General features: G+C 64.5%; 19 protein-coding genes. 12 read left to right on the top strand and 7 right to left on the bottom strand.

Annotated elements, in window-relative coordinates:
* From FAZ21_RS18870 to FAZ21_RS18845, 6 genes are all read left to right on the top strand, one after another.
* Positions 1–339, top strand: a 339-nt coding sequence (locus tag FAZ21_RS18870; RefSeq protein WP_136774985.1) for a DUF2345 domain-containing protein, incomplete at its 5' end; no start/stop codon positions are given.
* A 1-nt stretch (position 340) separates the two neighbouring features.
* Positions 341–1,174 (top strand): DUF4123 domain-containing protein, encoded by an 834-nt coding sequence (locus FAZ21_RS18865; protein ID WP_136774984.1) that lies wholly within the window; start codon positions 341–343, stop codon positions 1,172–1,174.
* Positions 1,167–1,928 (top strand): DUF3304 domain-containing protein, encoded by a 762-nt coding sequence (locus FAZ21_RS18860; protein ID WP_169307501.1) that lies wholly within the window; start codon positions 1,167–1,169, stop codon positions 1,926–1,928. Before FAZ21_RS18865 ends, FAZ21_RS18860 begins: the two co-directional genes overlap by 8 nt.
* Positions 1,929–2,372 (top strand): hypothetical protein, encoded by a 444-nt coding sequence (locus FAZ21_RS18855; protein ID WP_136774982.1) that lies wholly within the window; start codon positions 1,929–1,931, stop codon positions 2,370–2,372. It abuts the gene before it with no gap.
* Positions 2,354–3,109 carry a DUF3304 domain-containing protein gene (locus FAZ21_RS18850; RefSeq protein WP_136774981.1) on the top strand — a complete coding sequence of 252 codons (756 nt, stop codon included), beginning with the start codon at positions 2,354–2,356 and terminating at the stop codon, positions 3,107–3,109. The genes FAZ21_RS18855 and FAZ21_RS18850 overlap by 19 nt, the downstream gene beginning before the upstream one ends.
* A 59-nt stretch (positions 3,110–3,168) precedes the next feature.
* On the top strand, positions 3,169–5,478 hold the full coding sequence (locus FAZ21_RS18845; RefSeq protein ID WP_169307500.1) for a T6SS phospholipase effector Tle1-like catalytic domain-containing protein: 2,310 nt from the start codon (positions 3,169–3,171) through the stop codon (positions 5,476–5,478).
* A 136-nt stretch (positions 5,479–5,614) separates the two neighbouring features.
* On the opposite strand, the gene FAZ21_RS18840 is transcribed toward FAZ21_RS18845, so the two are convergent.
* From FAZ21_RS18840 to FAZ21_RS18830, 3 genes are all read right to left on the bottom strand, one after another.
* Positions 5,615–7,714 (bottom strand): TonB-dependent siderophore receptor, encoded by a 2,100-nt coding sequence (locus FAZ21_RS18840; protein WP_246038787.1) that lies wholly within the window; start codon positions 7,712–7,714, stop codon positions 5,615–5,617.
* A gap of 218 nt (positions 7,715–7,932) precedes the next feature.
* Positions 7,933–9,231 (bottom strand): lysine N(6)-hydroxylase/L-ornithine N(5)-oxygenase family protein, encoded by a 1,299-nt coding sequence (locus tag FAZ21_RS18835; protein WP_136774978.1) that lies wholly within the window; start codon positions 9,229–9,231, stop codon positions 7,933–7,935.
* On the bottom strand, positions 9,231–10,322 hold the full coding sequence (locus tag FAZ21_RS18830; protein WP_136774977.1) for a GNAT family N-acetyltransferase: 1,092 nt from the start codon (positions 10,320–10,322) through the stop codon (positions 9,231–9,233). Before FAZ21_RS18830 ends, FAZ21_RS18835 begins: the two co-directional genes overlap by 1 nt.
* Positions 10,323–10,777: 455 nt before the next feature.
* Between FAZ21_RS18830 and FAZ21_RS18825 the strand changes: the two genes are divergently transcribed.
* Together FAZ21_RS18825 and FAZ21_RS18820 are read left to right on the top strand one after the other, a co-directional pair.
* Positions 10,778–11,641 carry a formyltransferase family protein gene (locus FAZ21_RS18825; protein WP_136774976.1) on the top strand — a complete coding sequence of 288 codons (864 nt, stop codon included), beginning with the start codon at positions 10,778–10,780 and terminating at the stop codon, positions 11,639–11,641.
* Between the two features lie 29 nt (positions 11,642–11,670).
* Positions 11,671–14,085, top strand: coding sequence for a penicillin acylase family protein (locus FAZ21_RS18820; RefSeq protein ID WP_136774975.1), 2,415 nt, complete (start codon positions 11,671–11,673; stop codon positions 14,083–14,085).
* A gap of 58 nt (positions 14,086–14,143) precedes the next feature.
* On the opposite strand, the gene fhuF is transcribed toward FAZ21_RS18820, so the two are convergent.
* Positions 14,144–14,878, bottom strand: coding sequence for a siderophore-iron reductase FhuF (gene fhuF / locus FAZ21_RS18815; protein ID WP_136774974.1), 735 nt, complete (start codon positions 14,876–14,878; stop codon positions 14,144–14,146).
* A gap of 436 nt (positions 14,879–15,314) precedes the next feature.
* Between fhuF and FAZ21_RS18810 the strand changes: the two genes are divergently transcribed.
* On the top strand, positions 15,315–16,970 hold the full coding sequence (locus FAZ21_RS18810; RefSeq protein ID WP_136774973.1) for a cyclic peptide export ABC transporter: 1,656 nt from the start codon (positions 15,315–15,317) through the stop codon (positions 16,968–16,970).
* Positions 16,971–17,415: 445 nt separating this feature from the next.
* Here FAZ21_RS18810 and FAZ21_RS18805 read toward each other — a convergent pair whose 3' ends face one another.
* From FAZ21_RS18805 to FAZ21_RS18795, 3 genes are read right to left on the bottom strand one after another with little or no spacing between them, the layout of a single operon-like run.
* Positions 17,416–17,748 carry a DUF3325 domain-containing protein gene (locus FAZ21_RS18805; protein WP_136774972.1) on the bottom strand — a complete coding sequence of 111 codons (333 nt, stop codon included), beginning with the start codon at positions 17,746–17,748 and terminating at the stop codon, positions 17,416–17,418.
* Complete coding sequence (locus tag FAZ21_RS18800) at positions 17,745–19,310, bottom strand: PepSY-associated TM helix domain-containing protein (protein WP_136774971.1); 1,566 nt, start codon at positions 19,308–19,310, stop codon at positions 17,745–17,747. The genes FAZ21_RS18805 and FAZ21_RS18800 overlap by 4 nt, the downstream gene beginning before the upstream one ends.
* Positions 19,307–19,612 carry a DUF3649 domain-containing protein gene (locus tag FAZ21_RS18795; RefSeq protein WP_136774970.1) on the bottom strand — a complete coding sequence of 102 codons (306 nt, stop codon included), beginning with the start codon at positions 19,610–19,612 and terminating at the stop codon, positions 19,307–19,309. The genes FAZ21_RS18800 and FAZ21_RS18795 overlap by 4 nt, the downstream gene beginning before the upstream one ends.
* Positions 19,613–19,863: 251 nt before the next feature.
* Here FAZ21_RS18795 and FAZ21_RS18790 point away from each other — a divergent pair, with 251 nt between their 5' ends.
* From FAZ21_RS18790 to FAZ21_RS18780, 3 genes are all read left to right on the top strand, one after another.
* A complete protein-coding gene (locus tag FAZ21_RS18790) occupies positions 19,864–20,811 on the top strand; it encodes a GNAT family N-acetyltransferase (protein ID WP_136774969.1) in 948 nt (315 codons plus the stop codon).
* 194 nt (positions 20,812–21,005) lie between these two features.
* Entirely contained in the window at positions 21,006–22,085 is a 1,080-nt protein-coding gene (gene fba / locus FAZ21_RS18785) for a class II fructose-bisphosphate aldolase (protein WP_136774968.1), read from the top strand.
* A 520-nt stretch (positions 22,086–22,605) separates the two neighbouring features.
* On the top strand, positions 22,606–23,262 hold the full coding sequence (locus tag FAZ21_RS18780) for a hemerythrin domain-containing protein (protein WP_136774967.1): 657 nt from the start codon (positions 22,606–22,608) through the stop codon (positions 23,260–23,262).
* The last annotated feature ends 268 nt before the right edge of the window (positions 23,263–23,530 follow it).

The following is a 23,530-nucleotide window of genomic DNA, read 5'->3' as shown; positions in this document are numbered from 1 at the left end:
CTGATCACGGCCAAGGGGCATGCGAACCTGCATGCGCAATCGGGCGATGTCGAAATCGTCGGCGACAAGAACGTGCGGGTATACGCCAGCAAGGAAAAGCTGACCGCCACGGCCAAGGAAGAGATGCTGCTGACCTGCGGTGGCGCGTATATCCGCCTGAAGGGCGGGCAGATCGAAATCCACGCCCCCGGCAAGCTGAGCGTGAAGGGCAGCAATTACAGCTTCGATGGCCCGGCCAGCATGCCGACGCCGGATCGGCAGTTTCCGAATGGCGTGTGCGAAAGCTGCATGCTGAAGGCGCTGGAATCCGGCAGCCCGTTCGCGGCCAAGACCAACTGACATGCGCATCGATCCCTATTCCCCTTCCTCGGTCGACGAACTGCGGGCCGAGTGGCAAGCCGCCTCGGCCGCGCAGCCCGACCTTCAGCTTTATGCCCTGCTGGATCATGCGTTTCACCGGAGCAGAAAGCAGAATCTGACCATGCTGGGGCACTGGCAATCGTTGTACGCGGGGCAATCCGGCGCCACACCGGAGATTTCGCCCTTGCTACAGTGCGTGGCGCAGCCCGGCGACCCACTGCCCGCGCTGGTCGCGCAATTGCTGGCGCACACCGAGGGCCAGCCCAGCCTGAGCTTCATCGCCAGCGCCCAGCCAGCGGAATCGTTGTTGCAGCATTTCACCCACTATGTGGACGTCACCATCCTGCCGGAACGGGTGCGTTACCTGCTGCGCTACGCCGATACCCGCATCCTGCCCCAACTGCTGATCGCACTGGATGCGGCCCAGCAGGCCGAACTGCTCGCGCCCATCCATACCTGGTGGTACTTCGACCGGGAGGGCCGGTTGCAGGCCACCAACGGCCTTAACCAGCCCGACATCGCCCAGCGGGAGCTGACGCTCAGCGAGGCCCAGTTCGGCGCACTGCTCGACAGCAGCTACCCGGATACGCTGGCTAACAGCCTGCGCCAGATGCGCAGCCTGGCCGAATACCTGCCCGCCCAACCCTCCGCCCTGCACGCCCTGAGCCGCAGGCTGTACCTGGAAGCGATAGGGCAGGACCTCCTGGAGCATGCGGACATCCTGGGCTACGCGGCATCCCGGCTGGAGCCGGCTGCGCCGGATGCGGTGGATGCGGTGGATGCGGTGGATGTCGCGTGGGAAACGCATGACTAAGGCCATGCGCTGGTGTGCCCTGCTGCTCGCCGCTCTGGCGCTGGCGGGTTGCCAACGCGAGATCGTCGATGCGACGGTGCTCACACCGGAAGCCAGCGCATCCGCGCCGGATGCCGATACGTTCATGGCCAGCAGCCGAGGCATCAATTACGACCACGAATTCGGCATCGACTACACCCTGCGCTGGGCTGATGGTGCCCAGGGTGAAGCAATTGGCAGTGGTAGCGCTGGTCCGTTCGAAGACAGTGGGCAGAACTGCTGCGTCAGCCTGCCTAAACAATGGCATCCGGGCCTCAAGCTGACGGTGGAATGGGTGGCACTGGATTTGTCCACCCGCAAGAGCAACCAATGGAAGACCGAAAACCTCCAGACGGAACTGGCGGTGCCGGAATACAAGGCACCGGGTGATCTCTACATCTTGTTCTATCCGGGCAAGCAAGTGGAAATCCTGGTTTCGGCGTCTGAGCCGGGAATGGCAGGCTGGGCGGGACGGGAAAAGCAGGGGCCGCTGGAGGCTTGCGTGACGAAGCTTAGGCAGAAGGAATGTATGAAAAGCTTTCCTAAATATCCAAGAAATTCAAAAGAACAAATCGCGGCGGACATGAGAGAAGCTTGCACTCCGGCCGCAATCGAAAGGTCTTCAAACCCCGAGGGTGGCAGAATTGCGTGTCGGCAATTGCAAACTGATTGTAAAAATAGTTGGGTTATAGCAGACAAAGAAATGTGCGATATAAACTATAGGGAGGAGGATTAAATGGGTACTCGATTTGCTGAAAAAAATAACCGTGCTACTCCTCTTAAGCTTGATGCTCCAGAAATCGTAGTTCGAACCGTCAACCTTGATGAACCCCCTTGCCACACCTGCGAAGAAGACATCTACCTCGGCTTCTTTTTCGACGGCACCAACAACAATAAATATCGCGATACCTCTGGCAGCAGTCACTCGAATGTGGCAAGGCTGTGCGAAGTCTATGCCGGTGAACCGACGGTCAGGCAGCTCGGCATTGTGAGGGGCGCGCCCCAGCCCGACGAGAACCCGGCGTGGCCCAGACAGCCCGCGAGCGATAGGAAGAACTACCGCAAGACCTATATTCCCGGCGTCGGTACGCCGTTTCGGGAGCTGGGCGATACGGGGGCTTCAGTTCCATCAATCAACTTATCCTGCATCGAGCCTTTGTCATGCGCATGCGCTATCTGATTCTGTTTTGCCTGCTGTCACTGACGGGTTGCCAGCGCGGCAATGCGCTGGATGCCTCGGTCCCCACGGTCGAGGCCAGCGCGCCGGATGCCAATGTCAATACCTTCATGGCCAGCAGCCGAGGCATCAATTACGACCACGAATTTGGCATCGACTACACCTTGCGCTGGGCCGATGGTGCCCAGGGTGAAGCAATCGGCAGCGGTAGCGTTGGTCCGTTCGAAGACAGTGGGCAGAACTGCTGCGTCAGCCTGCCCAAACAATGGCATCCGGGCCTCAAGCTGAAGGTGGAATGGGTGGCACTGGATTTGTCCACTCGCAAGAGCAATGAATGGAAGACCGAAAACCTCCAGACGGAACTGGCGGTGCCGGAGTACAAGGCACCGGGTGATCTCTATGTGTTGTTCTATCCGGGCAAGCAAGTGGAAATCCTGGTTTCGGCGTCTGAGCCGGGCATGCCAGGCTGGGTGGGACGGGAAAAGCAGGGGCCGGTGGAGGCTTGCGTGACAAAGCATGGGGAAAAGGAATGCATGAAGAGCTTTCCTAAATATCCGCGTAATTCATTTGAAGCGCGTGCCCAGTTATTTAGAGAGTCATGCACTGAAGAGCGAGTTGCCGAATCTTCTGATCCCGAGGGGAATCGGCAGGCTTGCCAGGAATTCGTAAAAATGTGCAAAGAGAAATGGGAAATAAAAGAAAAGAAAATGTGCGACTTGAATTTTAAGGAAGAAGAATGAGTGCGCGATTTTCAGAAAAGTGCAAGTCCAATCCTCTTTTGCTGGAAACGAAGGAGAAATTGATACTTGAAGCGAACCTTGATGAGCCCCCTTGCCATACCTGCGAAGAAGACATCTACCTCGGCTTCTTTTTCGACGGCACCAACAACAATAAATATCGCGATACCTCCGGCAGCAGTCACTCGAATGTGGCAAGGCTGTACGAAGTCTATGCCGGTGAGCCGACGGTCAGGCAGCTCGGCATTGTGAGGGGCGCGCCCCAGCCCGACGAGAACCCGGCGTGGCCCAGACAGCCCGCGAGCGATAGGAAGAACTACCGCAAGACCTATATTCCCGGCGTCGGTACGCCGTTTCGGGAGCTGGGCGATACGGGGATCAATGGTGTCTTGGTCGAAAACGGCAAGCAACGCAAGGTCAAGGATCGCGGGCGTGGCCTGGGCTTTTCCACGCATGGCGAGGCGCGGATATGCTGGGCCTTATTGCAGGTGACCAATCACCTGCACAGCATCCTCGGCACGCCCAACCCCAAGCGCTGGGAAGATGATGCCAGGCTGGCCCGGCTCATGGCCGATGCCGACAATCCCCGCGAATACCAAGGGCGGATATTGAGGCAGCGTGCCGCCGAGCTGCTTCAGGCTATCAACCAGAAGCAGCCGCTCAATCGGCGTACGCCGAAGATTCGCCGCATCCGGGTTTCGATCTTTGGCTTTTCGCGCGGCGCGGCCAAGGCGCGGGTATTCCTGAACTGGTTGCTGCAAGCGTATGGCGGCGGCCTTGCCGGTATTCCGCTGAAGGTGGATTTTGTTGGGGTATTCGATACCGTGGCCTCGGTGGGGCTGGCCAATTGGGCTCCCGCGTTGGGTATGGACGGGCACTACAGTTGGGCCACCATTGCGAACATGGCCATTCCCGACGGTATCCGTTGCGCGCACCTGGTGGCAGCGCACGAAGTCCGTGGGTCGTTCCCGCTGGATTCGATCGGCGGTGGCAGCTTGCGCAAGGAGATCGTCTATCCCGGCGTGCATTCGGACGTCGGCGGTGGGTATCCGCCCAAGGACCAGGGGCGGGCGGCGGGCGGCGATTCCGAGAAGCTGTCGCAGCTTACGCTGGCGCAGATGTACCGCGAGGCTTTGATCGCCGGGGTGCCACTGCTGCTGCCCGATGAGTTCAATACCGCCACGCGCCAGAACAACTTCAAAGTTGCTTCGTCGACCATCGCCGCGTTCAACGCCTACATCGATGCCACCCCGCTCGATCCCCGGCAGTTTCCACCGACCACACCGCCCAGCAAGGTGGACAGGAACACGCTGTACCCGGTCGAGCGCCAGCCTCGCGCCACGCTGGAGCAGCTCATACACCACCACCAGGGGGTCTACCTGAAATGGCGCTATGCGATGCTGGGCAAAATCCATCAATTGCCCAACCTGGTCAACACGGCCACGGTATCGCGCGATCAGGATATCGAGGATTTCCGGATGACCGATGCGCAATTGAGAAAGGAAGTGGACTTCCTCAATTCGAAGAAGACCTGGGTGGATTATGCATCGCTCGGCTCCCTCGGCGGGCTGGTGCGGCAGGGCAGCGAAGCTGCGGTGACCAACCAGAAACGCACGGAATGGGCTGGCGGCGTGAAGCAGCAATGGGAGGCCGGCGCCACCCAGAAGGCGCCGCCCGCCGCTGAACATCTCTTCACCACGCTGGTGCACGATTCCCGCTCCTGGTTCAAGCCGTTCGGCCTGGACGACGCGGACTGGTTTCCGCCCGGCGATGGCCAAAGAAGGGAGCGCGATCGGCGGATCGCCGCGCATCAGCGCGACCTGGAGCAATACCGCCGGCAGAAAGCCGCCGCCGAGGCGCCGCCGGTGCCGGGCATCAAGCCGGTGCCGGTGCCCCCGGGCGGCAGCAAACCCAATTGGGATGCACATATCCGACGGGAAGAAGCCGCCATCGAAGGCTTGCGGAATGGCAGCACGCCGGTACTGATTCCGAATAGCGAGAACATCGACAGCGGCTATGCGCTGGAAAGCGCTCACGAGCCCTGGTTCATGTTCGGCTACCTGCGCCGCCGGAAGGTGTTCTATTCGGATGGCGCGATCAAGAATGTGACTGCCGAGGAAAGCCAGCAGGATCAGATTGCCCAGATCCAGGAGGACGGCAGACAGGCGCGCGCGCAGATGCGCGAAAACGAAACCAAGCGTTACGAGCACATGCGCCAGCAGCAGGAGCAGGGCGTGGCCCGCGTCCGGCAGCGCTATATGCAGCGGGAAATATCCGATGTCGAATACGCCGACTACATGAAGGTATCCCAGTCGCGAATGCAGGAGGCGAAAATCGACTACGAGAAGACCATGGAAAGCCTGAGTCGCTGATCCGCCTTGCTGGCTCGCACGATGGCGGGCAGTCGGATGCCGGCCGGCCGCTTCGGTGGCGAGGAACAAAGAAAAAGGGAGGCATTGCCTCCCTTTTTCTTTGTGGCGGTGGCGCCGTTCCGACGGTGATGCCGCCTCAGAAGCGGTATTTGCCGGTCACGGTGTAGCTGCGTTCCTCGCCCAACTGGTAATTGCCGTAGGTGCGCGACGCGAAGTACTCCTTGTCGAACAGGTTGTTCACGTTGAACGCCAGTTGCCATGCCCCCTGTTGCCAGCGGATCGCGGCGTCGGCCAGCGTATAGCCACCCTGGCGCGAGGTGTTTTCCGCGTCGTCGTAGCGCTGGCCCACATAACGCAGGCCGCCGCCAAAGCCGAAGGCGCCGATTTCGGTGGGCAGCGTGTAATCCAGCCACAGCGCGGCCTGTTGCTTGGGCACCTGCATCGGCGTCTTGCCGACCTCGTACGAATAGCTGCTCTCCAGCACTTCGGCGTCGGTGTAGGTGTACGACGCAATGCCCTTCAGGCGGGGCGACAGTTGGGCCTTGCCTTCCAGTTCGATGCCGCGCGAGCGGATTTTGCCGGTCTGCTTGGCGGTATAGCTATCGCTGTCGTCGTAGGTCACCACATCGCGCTTGGTCAGCGTGTACACGGCGCCGGTGAACATCCACGGCGCGCCGGCCGGCTGCACCTTCACGCCGGCTTCGATCTGCTCGGCGCGCGACGGGTCGAACAGCGTGCCGAATTCATCAATGAAGTTGGGCAGGAAGGATTGCGCGTAGCTGATATAGGGCGCCACGCCGTTGGGGGCCAGGTAGGTCAGGCCCACGCGGCCGGTGAAGGCGGAATCGGACTGGCTGGCGGAGTTGCTGCCCAGGTGGTCGTCATAGTCGAGCTTCACCTTGTCCCAGCGTCCGCCCGCGGTCAGCAGCCACTGCTCGTTGAAGCGGATCTGGTCCTGCGCGTAGAAACCAAGCTGCTTGATGGTGCGCGTGCCGTCGGCATCCACCTGGTCTGGTTCCGGAATGTCCTGGTTGTAGATCGGGTTGAGGATGTCCAGGCTGGGCGTGTTGTTGCTGGAGCTGGATACCGCGTCGCCGGACATGCGATCCCAATCCACGCCGAACAGCAGCGTGTGCGCCACCTGCCCGGTGAACACCTGGCCCTGTACATTGGTATCGACCGTCCATTGGTCGAGATCTTCGTCTTCGTGGTACGCGGTGCGCGACAAGGTGCGGCCATCCGCTTCCAGGCTGGAGCGGATGTGATGCTTGTCGGCGGTACGGTTGGCGTAGCGTAGGTTCTGACGGAACGCCCACGTATCGTTGAAGCGATGTTCGAACTGGTAGCCGAAGGTGGTGGAGTCGATATCGACGATGCTGTAGCGCGGATCGCCTTCCTTCACGTTGGTGAGTTCGCCGTTGGGGCCGGTGATGTAGTTGATGTCATCGGATGCCTCGTTGCGCAGCACCTCCGCCAGCAAGGTCAGCGAGGTATCGGGCGACAGGTCCCAGCGCAGCGATGGCGCCAGGTACAGGCGCTTCTGGTAGGCATCGTCGCCGTTCGGGTATTCCTCTTGGCTGTTGCTGTCCAGGCCCAATGCCACGACGCGATAAAGCAGGCTGTTGTCGGTGTTGAGCGAGCCGCCGAAATCCGCGGCGATCTGCTTGCGCTCGAAGCTGCCCAATTGCACTTCCACTTCGCGCGGCGCGTTCAGGTATGGCGTCTTGCTCACCCGGTTGACCACGCCGCCAGCGTCGCCGCGACCGAACATCACCGACGCCGGGCCGCGCAGCACTTCCACGCGCTCCAGCCCATAGACCTCGGTGATCGGCTCGACATAGCCGAGGCCGGACTGGCGCAGGCCATCGCGGAAACTGCTGGAGGATTGGGCGTTGAAGCCACGGATCAGCAGCCAGTCGTAGCCACGGATATCGTAGCCCCAGTTGCTTACCGTCACGCCGGGGGTATAGCGGATCGCTTCCAGCAAGGTGGTGGCGCCGCGATCTTCCATTTCCTCGCGGCCGACCACCGACACCGATTGCGGCGTCTCGATCAGCGGGGTGTCGGTCTTGGTGGCCGTGGCGCTGCGTTTGGCGGTGTAGCCGGTGACCGGGCCGGTGGGGCTTTCGGCCGGGGCGGTGACGGTTACTGTCGGAAGGGTGGCTTCGGCGACGGGTTCCGGCGCCGCCAGGGCCAGGGATGGGCCGAAAGCCAGGCCCAGGAAAACGCTATGCAAGGCACGAACAGCCGGCTTGAGCCGGAGGAGACGCGGTTTATGATTTTTCATGGTCAGCAGTGGTCAACAGGAAATGAGCAAGCCTGTTGGCTCCAACCGCGATCCTGCCTCCCAGGGGCATGCCTGAACACGCGCCAAGGCATGTTCAGGTGCCGGGCGGGAAACCAAATCAGCTTTTATTAATAGGAATTGTTCTCATTTTGAATGAAAAATGTGAATTACGCCAGCATGTTGCCCAACTCATCGGCGTTGATCTGACTTCTCGGTGACGCCTTGACCAGCAATGCCTCACAAATCTCCCCGCTGCGTACCGATGTGAGAGAAAGCAGCGTGTCACTCAGGCCATGGCTGGCTTCGCACGCACCTTGCAGGAATACCTGTGGCTTGAAGCCGGACTGGCTCTTCAACCGGTAATTGCGCTCAGTCTCGAAGCCTTGCAGATAGGGCGTCAGCGCAGCGAGCAACTCATGATGCTGTGCGCGCTCGTAGCCGGTGGCGAGCACCACGGCATCGTAGCGTACGGTCTGCTCCAGGCCACCGTTCAGGTCGCGCAGCGTCAGCCGCACGCCGTCTTCCTTGCTCTGCACCGTGGTGATCTGGTGGCGCCGCAGGAAACGATGCCGCAGGCGGCCGCTGACGCGCTGGTGGTAGAACACCTGGAAAATCTGCTCGATCAGCGCCAGGTCGGGGCAGGCATAGTTGGTGTGCCAGAACTCCCGCAGCAACTCGTCCCGCTCCTGCGGGGTGCGGCTGTAGATGTGATCGACGAAATCGGCGTCGAAAATCTGGTTGGAGAATGGGCTGTCATCGGCGGGCTTGATCGCGCGCGCCCGCATGATCAGGTCCACCTCGGTATCGGCATGGCGGCCGTGCAGATCCATGAATATCTCGGCGGCGCTTTGCCCCGCGCCCAGCACCGCGATGCGGCGGGCCGCCGGATTGCGGGCGATGTCGCGCAGATAGGTGCTGGAATGCAGGATGCGGCTGTCGCCACGCAGGGCCTTGAAGTTGTCCGGAATCCGCGCGGTGCCGCCCAGGCCGAGCACCAGGTTGCGGGTCAGCCGTTCGCGCACCTCCCCATTGCGGTCGCGCGAGCGTACCCGCAGCAACGTCACATCGTGGCCGCGCAGCTCGGGCAGCACCTCAAAGACCTCCTCGCCGTAGGCGCATTGATCGTCGAACTGTGCCGCGGCCCAGCTCAGGTAATCGTTGAATTCGTGGCGGCTGGGAAAGAAGGTCTTGAGATTGATGAAATCGGGCAGGCGCGATTTCTGGTGCAGGTAATTGACGAAAGTGAACGGGCTGGTGGGATTGCGCAGCGTGACCAGATCCTTGAGGAAGGAAATCTGCATGTGCGCATGCCCCAGCAGCATGTCCTGGTGCCAGGCGAAGCTGGGCTGCTTCTCGATGAACAGGGCATTCAGCGGCTTGCCCGCCTGTCGTTGTTCGTCCAGTGCGATGGCCAGTGCGATGTTGGACGGGCCAAAGCCGATGCCGATCAGATCGTGAACCAACATCACAGGCTCCTTGTGGGTGAGGTGGGGGTGGCGCCGTCGCGACGGGGCCACCAGAAAGCGTCGACGAAATAACGTTCCCGCAGCAGGGTGACCAGCAGGGCGCGCTTGTGCGGGAAATCGAACTCCTTGACCTTGGCGTAGCCCGAGCGGTCGAGGTTGCGAATCTGCTGCGCGTGATCGGCGCGTGGCTCGCCCACCAGGCGCTGGGTGCGTGCATCGTCCAACAGCAGGTAGTGCGAGATCGACGTCAGCCAGGCCACGGCCACGGCCTTGCCGCGATACGCCGGCTCGCCGACCAGCACATGCCAGCCCCGGTCGTAGTCGGCGGCATCGCAGAACGGCGAGATGCGGTTTTCCTTGGCCCAGTACGCCTCGAAGTAGGCAAAGGGCTCGCCGTCCAGGCTGGCGATCATCGGATAGATGTGCGGGTTGGCGGCCAGCTCCTCCAGATAGGCGCGGTGCCTGGCCAGATCGCCTTCCTCCTGCCAGATCTGCGCCACGGCCGGATCGTTCATCCAGCGGTTGAACATCGGCAGGTCATCATCGATATCGAGCGCGCGGAACGAAAAGGTTCGGCCCAGCCACGGGATGAAGCGCTGATACAGCGCGCCCTGTGGCTTGGGGCGACGGCGCGGGTGGCGGCGGCCGCCGCTCAGCACGTATTGCTGTGCCATGGCCTGCTGCGGTTGCGGCAGCCAAAGCGTTGGCTGTTGCCACAGCAGATCGCGATGCGCCGCCAGCCCGCCATCTTCCTCGGCAACCAGTACGCCGCTATTGCGCAGCGCGGCGGAGGGTTCGAAGCCGCTCACGCGGCAGACCGCACGGTCGGGGTGGAACGTGAACGCGGCTTCCAGCGCGGCCAGGATCGCGCCATCGGATGCCTGCCGGCCGGTCTGCCAGCGCAGCAGCAGTGCGGTGTCGCCGCGTTCGAGCACGCAGCGTCCGAGTTCGGTATCGCCATCCTTCAGCAGCAAGGTATCGCCGTCCCTCGCCACTCGTAGCTTCATGCCGTACGGATAGCTGGTGATGGCGTCCAGGTGTTGCCAGTCCAGCGGGTCATCGCGTGTGGGGAGGGGGGAGGCCGGATTCATGCATGCGTTTCCTTTTTGCTGCCGACGCCGGGTCACGGGATCGCGAACGGGCACGGGGTTATCACACCGTGCCAGCGACCCGCCTCGTGTTCGGCTCATGTCCAAGCATGACGTCGTGTCCCCGATTTTGTTTAAAGGGCGACGACGGCAACGCGCGGACATCGCCCCGTGTGGATTCGCCCCCGCTATGGCCGATCCGGCCGGTGGCGGCGGTTCCGGAGCGATCTCGAAACACAGGCCATTCCGGCGCATTGGCCGGTGAGCGGGTGACCCCGCACGCCGTCGCTGAAAGGGTTTGCTCCGCCGCCCTTAGGGCGTGTCGTCACCTGTTTCACGACAGCGTTCGGTGCAGTTCGGGATGGCACGCCCTAAACAAACGCGCGCCTGCCGCGTCTTGTGCAGGATGGCCTCCCATCCGGGGGCGCATCGAAACCCGCCAACAAAGATTCGTGGATATGTCGAAGACAAAACTCGTCTACATCTGGTCATTGCGTAACGCCGCCGCCGACCAGGCTGGCCGGCAGGTCGGCTACAAAGGCGGGCAACGCTACATGCAGTCGCCGCTCGAATACCTGGCGCGGTTGCTGAACGAGACCTGGCTGGGCGACGTGTACACGCTGGCGGGCGTCATCAACGACGACGACGAACACCTGCCGCGTGACCGGCATGCCCTGCGCGACTATGGTTTCCGTCCCGCCGCCACGGATTGGTTCTACCCCGCCGGGCTGACGGTACAGGGCAGGCCCCTGGACGAACTGCTGCACACCGTGCCATCCGCCTATCGCGGCCTGCCGCTGGGCGCAGCCGAACGCGGCCCCGGCAAGCACGACTTCGAAGCACGCCTGCAACACAAGCTGCTGGCGCTGGGTGCCGAACTGGTGGTGCTGGATGGCCTGCTGATCATCCTGGACGAACTGGTACGCCCGGGCAGCCGCTTCCATCGCAAGATCGTCAACATCCACCCCGGCATCACCCGCCCGGATTCGCCGTACCAGCGTCGCGGCGCCTATGCCACGCTGGATGCGCTGCACGGTGCGCGTGGCCAGAAAGTGACCGACTGGCAAACCATGGCGACGCAGCCGGTGCCGCGTATTCCGATGACGGGTGCGTCGTTTCACTACGTGGACAACGGTATCGACTCGGGCGAAGTGATCGTCGACGTGCTCGACACCTATATCGACCCGGCCGACACCATCCTCGAGCTGCGCTGGAACAACTTCAACCGCAGCCTGTTCCCGGCGCTGGCGCAAGGGCTGGCGCACATGGTCGGCGCGGGCCTGGCCGAACCGGCCGCCGCGCGCCCCACTGTCCTGGCCTGATCCGCACCCTTTCCCAGAGAACCCATCCCATGAGCAGATACGACACCGCGCTGGTTGCGCTGGCCCTGGCCTGCGCACCGTGCCTGACCCTGGCGGCGGCGCCCGCCGAAACGCAGCGGGTGGAAATCCGCCGCACCACCGACGGCATTCCCCACCTGCGTGCCGCCAACTGGTACGCACTGGGCCGTGGCGTCGGCTACGTACAGGCGGAAGACGCGCTGTGCACGCTGGCCGAAGCCTTCGTCACCTACGAAGGCCGGCGTAGCTGGTTTTTCGGAGAGGACGAACGCCCGGCGCGGCTGTCCACATTTGGCCGCCCCCGCAACCTGGAGCTGGATTTCTTCTGGCGCGGCTTCGCGGACGACAAGGTCGTGGCCGCCTACCGCGCCGCGCATCCGCCGGAACTCACCCGGCTGATCGAAGGCTATGCCGCTGGCTACAACCGTTACCTGGCCGATGCGCGCGCCGGTGCCGGCAAGGCCCGCGCCTGCCTGAACGAACCCTGGGTGCGCGAGATCAGCGCCACCGACATCTACCGCCGCATGTACTCGGCCCAGGTCGCGGCCGGCTATGCGCGCTTCATTCCGGAGATCGTCAACGCCCAACCGGCCGCCGCGCCGGCCGCTGCGCAGGCACAGGCTGGCGATGCATTGCGCGAAAAACTGTCGATGCGTATCGGCGAGCAGGCCGGCCTCGGCAGCAACGCCCTGGCGCTGGGTGGCGACGCCACCGGCCGGCACGGCTCGGTGCTGTTCGGCAACCCCCATTGGTACTGGGGCGGCCCGGACCGCTTCTATCAGATGCACCTCACCATTCCGGGCAAGCTCAACGTGGCCGGCGTGGCGTTCCTCGGCATCCCGGTGGTGATGATCGGCTTCAACGACCAGGTGGCATGGAGCCACACGGTCTCGGCCGCGCGCCGCTTCGGGCTGTTCGACCTCAATCTGGTGGACGGCCAGGCAGAGCGCTATCGCGTGGATGGCACCGACGAACCGATGACCGCCACCGACGTCTCGGTCACCGTGCGCCAGCCCGACGGCGGCAGTCGCACATTGACCCGCACGCTGCACCAGACGCGCTACGGCCCGGTGATCGACCTGGGCGGCCATCATCCCGCCTTCGGCTGGAGCGCGCAGAAAGCGCTGGCGATCCGGGACGTGAACGCCGACAACTTCCGCATCTTTCGCAACTTCTTCTATTGGAACCAGGCCAGCTCGCTGGCGGATTTCATCGCCATCCAGCGCCGCGAAGCGGCGGTGCCGTGGGTCAACACCGTGGCAATCGGGCGCGGTGACAACCGGGTGTGGTATGGCGACGTCAGCAACGTGCCCAACGCACCCGACACACTGCGCGCCCGCTGCGCTACCCCGCTGGGGCAAGCCTTCGCCACGCTGGACCCGCTGACGCCGGTGCTCGACGGTAGCCGCGCCGATTGCAACTGGCTGGACGAAGCCGGCGCGGCGCAGCGAGGCGCCATGCCGGCCGGCAAACTGCCCGGCCTGCTGCGCACCGACTACGTGGCCAACATGAACGACAGTTACTGGCTGACCAACGTAGCGCAGCCGCTGGAGGGCTTCGCCGCCGTGCTGGGTGGCGAGCGCCAGGCGCTGTCGTTGCGCACCCGGCTGGGCCACACCATTGCCCGCTCGTTCGTCACCGCGCCCGAGGCCTCGCCGACGAAGCTGCTGGACCATCTGGAAAACCGGGTACTGGCCGCCGAGGTGTATTCGGCACAGCTTTTCAAGGACGAAGCGCTGCAGGGCGCTTGCCATGACAATGCCGTGACGCTGCGCCCGGCGCCGAAGCAAGGCGCGGCGCAGGATGGCTCGGGCGAAGTGCGCCAGGTCGAAGTCGGCCAGGCATGCCAGGTGCTGCGCGACTGGCGCAACGTCGGCGATGCCAACGCACGGGGCGCGCTGCTGTGGGAGGCATTCTGGGAGCGCATCGAGCGGACGCCGGAAGCCGAACGTTACCGCGTGCCGTTCTCCGCCACCGCGCCGCTGACCACGCCCAGTGGCCTGAAGCTGAGCAACGATGCATTGCAGCAGGCGCTGGCCGGTGCTGTAGAGGCGCTGGCCGCCGAAGGCGTCGCCCCGGGCGAACCACTGGGCGAGCGGCGCTATGTCGCCAGCGGTGGCGGCCAGGTGCCGCTGTACGGTGGTTGCCACGTGGTCGGCTACTTCACCGTCACCTGCGGTCTGGCGGACGACGGCCACGTCGGGCCCGATGCCGTTGCCAACAGCTATCTGCAACTGGTGCGCTTCGATCGCCAGGGCGTCGAGGCGCGTACGTTGCTGGCGCATGGTGAGGACGAAGATGCCGTTCGAGGTGGCGCGGGCAGCGAACCAGTGCGGCGCTATGCCGACAAGGCGTGGCTGCGCTTCCCGTTCAGCGAGGCGGAAATCCGGCGCGATGCCGGCCTCAGCCGCCGCGTGCTGGATTAGCGGGCGCGCGGCGCCGCAGCACGGCCGACGGTCATCCGGCGGCCGTCATCCTTCGCACTCATGCCTGGACGTGGGCCTGCCCTAGCGGGCAGGCACCGCAGTAGTCCTCGTCCGGCAGCAGGTAGTAAAGGCAGCATTGCCGGTGCAGCGTGTGCGGCGCCGCCTGGTTCATATTGCCGCAGCGGGCATGCATGGGATTGCGCTCGCCGTCCGGCCAGCGGGGCTGATCCAGCAGCAGGTCATGGTCGGCGAGCAGCCCCGGCATCGGGCCGATCTGCGCCCGGGCCTGTTCGAGTATTCCTTCGATGTAGCGCGCCGCGCTGCCCCACAGTATCTTGCGCGGCACGCGGGTCTGCGCCGACAGGGTGACGAACAGCGGTGAAAGGTGCTGGTGCAGCAGCGGCCCGAAACGCGTCATCGTATCGCTGCCCGGTAGGGCCTTGCCCTCGTCACACAGGTAGAAGGCGCGGGGCAGGCCCAGGTCGTCCAGCGCGACGGCCAGGTGTTCCGGCGCCAGCGGAAAGCGATGTTGCAGCACGCTGGCGGCGGCCACCGCGCCCGGCAGCAACGCCCACAGATAATCCATCGTCCAGGCCGACGCGACTGCGCGCAGGTCGGCGCCCTGTACCCGGCGGTATCGCGCCTGCCGGGCCATCACATCGTGCAACAGCCCCGGCCGGGCGATGAGATCGGCCACCGGCACGGCGCCGGCGGGCGGGGAAGGCGTGCAGACCAGCGTTTCCGCATAGGCGGACCAGTCGCCGCGGAACAGCGGTTGCAATAGCGGGATCATCGTGGGTACCAGGCGGGGGCGGGGTGGACGGCGTTGCCGTCCCTGTACTGCAAGACGGCCGAGATGGCCGCATGTTTAGCGCGACGGCCATGTCGCGTGCCAGCCGGCCTAGGGCGTGTCATCCAATGTTTCACGACAGCGTTCGGTGCAGTTCGGGATGCCGTGCCAGGAGCTGGACGCGCGGCGGTATGGATACCGCAAGCGGCCAGCGACGCCGCGCGGCGCCCGAAATGCGCCGAACCCGCAGGGCTGGGCCGAAAAAACACCATCCACTGCGTTGCACGCCTTGCCAATAACCCGTTATTGCCTGCGTCGTGCGCCTGGTGCCTGGTGCTTTTTCGGCCCAGCGCTGCCGCGAAACATTGGATGACACGCCCTAAACGGAGCGGGGTGTTTTCCGTCATGGAAGTATCGTGCTCCATCCCAAGGCCCCGCCGTGCTCGCTTACCTGATTCGCCAGTCCCGTACCGTCCTGATCACCGCCACCGTGGCCAGCGTCATCGCCGGTGGATGCAGCGTGCTGCTGGTCACGCAGATCAACGCCGCGCTGACGGCACCGGACCACGCGGCCCGTACGGCGCTGGCGGTGCGGTTCGCTGTGATCGCCGTGGCAGCAGCGCTGGCGCACACGGTGTCCTCGGTGCTGTTCGAGCGGCTGAGCATCCGCGCGCAGGCGCACCTGCGGCGCTTTATCGCGGACAAGACCATCGCCACCTCTTTCCGGCAACTGGAGGAAATCGGCGGCCCGCGTGTGCAGTCGGCGTTGTCCGAGCACAGCGCCAGTGTGGCTTCGTTCTTCGTCAACGTGCCGGTGATCCTGGTCAACGCCATCATCGTGCTCGGTGGCCTGGCCTACCTGGCGTGGTTGTCGTGGCCGGTGTTCCTGGCCGCGCTGGTGGTGATCGGCCTGGGGTCGCTGGGCTACCACCTGGCCCACCTGAAGGCGATCCGCCACCTGGATGTCGCCGCGCGCGAGCAGGACACTCTGTTCGATCACTTCCGCTCGCTGATCGAGGGCGCCAAGGAGCTGCGCCTGCATGCCGCCAAGCGCGCCCGCTTTGCCGACCACGTGCTGGGCCGCTCCATCGACGTGGTACGTAGCGAGCGCGAACGCGGCATGTCGGTGTTCCTGGCCGCCTCGGGCTGGGGCAGCTTCCTGATCTATGCCTTCATCGGGCTGGTGCTGTTCGTGCTGGTGGGGGATGCGCCGGACAGCGCGCGGGTGATGACCGGTTTTGCGCTGATCTTCATCTACCTGATGGCGCCGCTGGAAGGGCTGCTGCTCAGCCTGCCGCGCGCCAACCTCGCCCGCGTCTCGGCGCGGCGCATCGAGGCGATCACCTCGGCGCTGGCCGATGCCGGCGAGGCCGCCACGGCGGAATCGCCGCGCGCGTTCCAGCGGCTGGCGTTGCATGGTGTGACGCACCGCTACTTTCACGAGGGCCTGGACGACCTGTTCACACTGGGGCCGGTGAACCTGACGTTCGCACCGGGCCAACTGGTGTTCCTGGTCGGGGGCAATGGCAGTGGCAAGACCACGCTGGCCAAGCTGCTGGTCGGGCTGTACGAGCCGGAAAGCGGCGAGATCGTGCTGGATGGCCAGCCGGTGGAAAGCCGCGATCGCTACCGACAGACCTTCTCCGCCATCTTTTCCGACTTCCACCTGTTCGACCGGCTACTGGATGCCGCCACTGGCGATCTGGACGAACAAGGCAACCGCCTGCTGAAAAAGCTGCAACTGCATCACAAGGTGCAGGTGCAGGGCGGGGCTTTCACCACGCGCGCCTTGTCGCAAGGGCAGCGCAAGCGCCTGGCATTGGTGGTCGCCTACCTGGAAGACCGACCATTCCTGGTATTCGACGAATGGGCGGCCGATCAGGACCCGCTGTTCAAAGACGTGTTCTACCGCGAGCTATTGCCGGAGTTGAAGGCATTGGGCAAGACGGTACTGGTGATCTCGCACGACGACCGCTATTTCGATCTGGCCGATACGCTGATCCGCATGGAAAGCGGCCAGATCGTGGCGGTGGAGGACTGTACAGCGCATGCCCCGCGCCAGCGCGACGAAGCTCCGCTCGACGTCGCCTCCTGAACGCCGGGCCAGGGCGTGTCATCCAATGTTTCACGACAGCGCTGGGCCGAAAAAACACCAGCCACCAGGCGCACGACGCAGGCAATAACCGGTTATTGGCAAGGAGTGCAACGCAGTGGATGGTGTTTTTTCGGCCCAGCCCTGCGGGTTCGGTGCATTTCGGGCGCCGCGCGGCGTCGCCGGCCGCTTGCGGTATCCCGAACTGCGCCGAACGCTGTCGTGAAACATTGGATGACACGCCCTAGGCGCTTCACGCTTTCGCCCGGGCGCGCCAAGGCCGCGTTGCCCGGGGTGTATCGATCTTCAGTCACGGGAGCGAAGGGCAACCATCGTTCGTGGGGGAGCGTGGCCATTGCACGGCCTGTGGAAAGGAAGATCAACCCAATGGCCACACCGGGCCTTGCGTCGCCCTCCGCCCATGCCCCGCGCCTGAAAACCGGGGCGCCTAGCTCCAGACGCTCGCGACCAGCGCCAGCCCGGCGCAGGCCAGCCCCAGCCAGCCCAGCGGCGCCACGCGACGTGGCCAGTAGGCCAGCAGCAGCACCAGCAGCACGGTGCTCAGCGTCAGCATCACCGCCCACGCGACCACACCTTGCGCCCCGATGGCGATGGCCAGCAGCAGCGATGCCAGCAGCAATGCCCATCCCGCACCGCGCAACAGGCGCTTGCGGCCGGGCGCGGGGGCGCGGCCGAACACCTCGCGGTGATGTCCGTCCATGCCCAGGCACAGCGCGGTAAAGGCGGCGTAGCTGCTGAAGAGCACGGCAAGCTGGATCATGGCGCTTCCTCCCGCAGCGTGCGAGGGGCGGGTTCGATCCGCGTGGCGATGGCAGTGGGTGCCCGTGCCGGGCGCAGCTTGTGGGCGGACCACGCCAGCATTGCGGCGAAGGCCAGCGCGGCCAGTTCGAAACCGGCCTCCACGCCCTGGCCGCGCATGATGGCCTGGAACAGGTTCTGCCGCGTGGTCAGCGCGCTGAGCAAGGGCAGCAGCGCGAACGCCGCCGCGCCGAGCCGGAGCTGCACCAGCCACACGGTGCGCGGTCGGGCGCAAGCGGCGTGTACGCCGGACAGCGCCCACGCACCGAAGAAGCACCAGACCTCGACCTGGGCGCGATCCGCCAAGCCGACCGGCAACAGGCGGTTGCTCCAGAAAAACGCCGCAATCGCCAGCGGCAATCCGGCCACGGCCGCGACGTTCAGCACTTCGACCAACCGGGTGCCGAATGTGGGGCGGCTGGCTTTTGTTTCGCGCTGCCGCCGCTTGATGGCCCACAGCACCAGCCCGCTGGCGATCATCAGGCTGCCTAGCACGCCGCACAGGAAATACAGCCAGCGCAGGCCACCGCCGGCGAAGCGCGCGGTGTGCAGCCCGTAGAGCACGTCGTGCGTCAGTGCCGCCGCGCGGGGAGCGTTCATCACATCGAGCAGGCGCCCGGTGGCGCCGTCGAACACTACGGCAGCGCCCCGGATGCGTAATTGTGCGTTGTCCGCCTGAAGCACCGTGACCCGTGCATTGGCGTCGCCGGGGGCGCCGACCACGATGGTGCCGATGGCGGAGTCAGGCCAGTGCCGGCGTGCCGCCTCGGCCAGCGGACGCAACGACGGCAATGGGCGATCCACGCCCGACCTGGGCAGCACCGGCGGCTCGCCGCCGCGTTCGCGGTAAAACGCATCGCTGTCGGCGCCATAGCGCGCGTCCAGCGCGGCGGGCATGGTCAGCGCCATCAGCGTGATCACACCGCTGAGGGTGATCACCAGGTGGAACGGCAGCGCGAGCACGCCCAGCGCATTGTGCGCATCCAGCCACGCGCGCTGCGCGGCCTTGCGTGGACGGAAGGTGAAGAAATCCTTGAAGAAACGGCGGTGGGTGACGATGCCGCTGACCAACACCACCAGCATGACCATCGCCGCAAAGCTGGCCAGCCAGCGCCCCCACGGATACGGCATTTGCAGTTCGAAATGAAAGCGGTAGAAAAACTCGCCGCCCAGCGTCGCGCGCTGTACCGATGGGCGCAGCGTGCCTGGATCGAGCAGCGCATCGTGCCATTCGCCGTCGCGCGTGGCCCAGTACATTTCGAGCACACCGTCGCGTGGGTTGGGCAGGCGGATGAACCAGCGCGCCGCGTCGGCGGCATGCTGGCGCAGGTAACGGTCGGCCGCGTCGATGGCCTCGCCCTCGCTCACGCGGGTGACCGCCTGATCCGGGCGCATCCACTGGTTGATCTCCGGCCGGAACACCGCCAGCGTGCCGGTGACGAACATGGCGAACAGCAGCCACCCGGCGACCAGCCCCGCCCAGGTATGCAGCCACGCCATGCGCTGGCGAAAGCCGTCCTTCACCGCGAAGCTCCCAGTGCCGCCAGCCCGGCGAGTACCAGGCACGCCAGCACCACGCCCACCCAGGCCTGCCAAGCACGTCGCACACTGAATACCCAGATCGCCGTGGTGGCATAGACGACGAACGCCAGCAATGTTGCGGTCAGGACGGCTTCGCTGCGGCTTTGCGGCAGCCACCATGCGGCGCAGACGGCAAAGCCGCGTGCCACGGCATAGCCGCCGACGGCGGCGGCAAGCACGCGCGACAAAACCGAGGCGCGGTAGAGCAGGGGTGTGGCGGGGGCTGACACAGCGGCGGAGAACAAAGGTTAAGAATCATTCTCATCATGACAATGCCACGGCATCTAGGCAAGTGCCCGCGCCACGCATGGCGCCACGGGCGCCTCCTTTTGCCCGCCCTGCCCGAAGCGAGGCAATGCCGATGGCTTGGCCGGTTCATCGAAAGCGGCCGCGATATCCTTTGCGCCGGTTTGGCATGGATCAGCCTTCGACCATGGCGGCGGACATTACCATGCTGGATTACAGCGCCATCAATGGCGAAGGTGAGTGAATCAAGATGCGAGTGATCGACTTTTCTACGGCGCATATCCCGCAGGCGATGCAGATCATCGCGCAGGACTATGCGGTCGAACGCTGCCATGTGCCCGCGCTTCCGGCACTGGATGCCGTGCCCGATCTGGCACCGTTTGCTCACAACGGGCTGGGTGTGGCGGCCTTCGATGGCGACACCATGCTGGGCTTTCTGTGCAGCGTCGGGCCATTTTCGCAGGCGTTCGGTTCCACCGACGCAGTGGGCGTTTTCTCGCCGCTGCATGGCAATGGGGCGATCATGGCGCACAGGGCGGAAACCTACGCCCGCATGTATCAGGTGGCGGCCCGAAAATGGGCGCGCGCGGGCGCGAGCAGCCACGGTATTTGCCTGTACGCCCATGATGCGGCGGCTGAAGCACAGCTCTGGCGTTACGGCTTCGGGCTGCGCTGCATCGACGCGATCCGCGAAATCGGGCCGGAAGTGGTCTTATCACCGCACGGAATCGACATCGCCGAACTTGCCCCGGCGGATCATCGGCTGGTCTATCCGCTTCATATCCAGCTTGATCGCCACATGGCGGACAGCCCGACCTTTGTCCTGCGCGGCTCTCCGTCGGAGTCGGAGTTCATGGAAGAGGCAGGTAACGACGGCTCGCGTTTCTTTGCCGCCCGGCACGATGGAAAGGTCGTCGCGTTCATGAGGGTGGGCGGGGAAGGCGAAACCTTTATCGGACAGACCCCCGGCATGACGCACGTCTTTGGCGCCTATTGCCTGCCTGCGTACCGCGCCACCGGCCTGTCCGGCGTGCTGCTGGGTCGGGTGATCGCCACCTTGCACGGTGAAGGCCATACCCGGCTGAGCGTGGATTTCGAAAGCATCAATCCCGCCGCGACCGGCTTCTGGCTCAAGCATTTCTCGGCGTATACCCATAGCGTTGTCCGCCGGATCGACGAACACGTCCTTGCTGGCTGAAGCCGGCCGGCCCCGTGCGCGAACGGGGCCGAATGCGGCAATGGCGGATAGGTCCGCCTCCGCACAACCAACTGGTCTGGCCTCGCATCAAACACTGGTTTCAGTGCTTTCCCCAATGCGGCAATTCCCGATGTGTAGTCGATTGCGTGCCGACTACATTCGTTGCTGCGACGCACAAAATGGAGAGCACCATCATGTCCCTAGTCAGCCTGCGCCAGGTGCTGGATCACGCCGCCGAATGCGGTTACGGCGTGCCAGCGTTCAACGTGAACAATCTCGAACAGGTCCAGGCCATCCTCGCCGCCGCCGCGGCGACCGACAGCCCGGTGATCCTGCAAGCCAGCGCCGGGGCGCGCAAATATGCGGGCGAGGCTTTCATCAAGCATCTGATCCAGGCCGCCGTGGAGAGCTATCCCGAACTGCCCATCGTGATGCACCAGGATCACGGCACCAGCCCCACCGTCTGCGCCACCGCCATCGAGTTGGGGTTTTCCAGCGTGATGATGGATGGCTCGTTGTACGAGGATGGCAAGACCCCGGCCGATTTCGACTACAACGTTGGCGTGACGCGGCGCGTGGTACGGCTGGCGCACGAGCGCGGCGTATCGGTGGAAGGCGAACTGGGCTGCCTCGGCAGCCTGGAAACCGGCACCGGCGAGGCGGAAGATGGGGTCGGTGCCGACCGTGCGCTGTCGCACGACGAATTGCTCACCGATCCCGAACAGGCGCGCGCCTTTGTCGAAGCCACTGGCGTGGATGCGCTCGCCATTGCCATCGGCACCAGCCACGGCGCCTACAAATTCAGCCGCCCGCCTACCGGCGAAGTGCTTGCCATCGACCGCGTGCGGCAGATTCACGAAGCCATTCCCGACACCCACCTGGTACTGCACGGTAGTTCCAGCGTGCCACAGGCACTGCTGGAGGAAGTACGGCGCTACGGCGGCGAACTGAAACCGACCTGGGGCGTGCCGGTGGCGGACATCCAGCGTGCCATCCGCTATGGCGTGCGCAAGATCAACATCGACACCGACCTGCGGCTGGCGATGACGGGCGCTATCCGCCGCCATTTCACCGAGCACCCCGCCGACTTCGACCCGCGTCAGTACCTGAAGGCCGGCATGGCGGCGATGACCGCCGTCTGTGTCGAGCGCTTCGAAGCCTTTGGCGCAGCCGGCCAGGCCAGCCGCATCTGGCCGGAGCCACTGTGGCGCGTGGCGCGGCGCTACCATCGCCCACAGCGCGCAACGCCTGACGCCCGTACCGCCGCCGCGTAGCGTTGCGCCGTTGTCGCGGTGGCGGGCCTTCAGGCCCAAGGCGATTTCCCATTCCGGCCGGCCTGTTTTCGCAGCGTCGGTCGGACAGCGCCGACGCCCCATTCCTGCCCTCGCCGACAGCCTCATCCAGTTGCACCGCGTACGCTGGGTTCATTGGCGCGGTGCCATCGAAGCGCGCAAGCCTTGCGCGCTGGCCGTGCCCTCACCGCCCCCCGGGGCGCCACGAGGAGGAGTGAATCATGGGCAAGTACCTGATCGCATGGTTGCTGGGTGTGCCGTTGTCCATCCTGCTGCTGGTCTATCTCATTTTCTGATCGCGCTTACCCGCCGCACCGGGCATGTCCTCTGGATGGAGGCATGCCCGGTTTGCATTACCGGCGCATAAGTGGGAATCGGCGGACACCGCGTGCGCATCCCGCCCACGCGCGATGCCGAATCCGACCGACAGCGTTGCCCGGAAGGGCTGGTTAAGGTGATCGCAGGCCAATCCAGCCGCCCCATTTCATTCAAGGAGCCGGAGATGAAAACCACGTCCAGCAGCAGCAAGTCCAGCACCAAGTCGCCCGCCACCCCGCGCAAGACCACCGCCAAGGCGGCCAGCGCCGCCGGCAAGGCCGCCAGCCGCAGCACCCCGGCCAGCAGCCGCAGCGCCGGGGGTGCCCGTGCCACCCAATCCCGCGCCACCGCGCGCACCCGGGCCACCACCCAGCGCGATGCGCTCAAGTCGCTCAAGGACGATCACGCCAAGGTGAAAAAGCTGTTCAAGGCATTTGAAAGCGCCAAGAGCAAGGCCGAGCAGCAACGCATCGCGGCCGAGACCTGTCTGGAGCTGAAAATCCACACCCAGATCGAGGAAGAAGTGTTCTATCCGGCGGTTCGCAAAGCGCTGCGCGAAGAAGGCGTGATGTTGGACGAAGCCGAGATCGAACACGCCAGCGCCAAGGAGCTGATTGCGCAACTGGAAGCGGGCGAGGCCGGCTCCACGCGTTACGAGGCCCTCTACACCGTGCTCAGCGAATACGTGCTGCACCATGTGAAGGAAGAGGAAAAGGAAATGTTCCCCAAGGTAAGCCAGGCCAAATCCCTCGACCTGAAGGCGCTGGGCGCCCGGCTGGATGCGCGCCGTGAGGAACTGAAGGCCGAGTTGTCCGCGCAGCCGCTACGACAAGTGCATTGATCGCCGTGCCCGCCACGGTCGGCGGGTAGCGCTCATTCTGTATATCAATGCCGCTCCCCAACCGGAGCGGCATTGCTCTTTGTGGTGGTTGCTATGGGAAGGACGGGTCTTGCGGGGGCGATGGCTTTATCTCGGTGGCGGCCAGTTCAGCAGTCGGCTGCCAGTCGATCCGATAGCGCCCGGTGGTTTCGTTCCGGGTGACCACGACGTTGCCCAGTACCAGCCCAAAGTGGCCGGTGGCGTAATCCAGCGGTTTGCCTTCGGTATT

The sequence above is a fragment of the Chitiniphilus eburneus genome (assembly GCF_005048205.1).
Classification (GTDB): Bacteria; Pseudomonadota; Gammaproteobacteria; order Burkholderiales; family Chitinibacteraceae; genus Chitiniphilus; species Chitiniphilus eburneus.
Note: the sequence above shows the minus strand (reverse complement) of the source record. Positions and strands in the feature narration are given on the sequence as shown.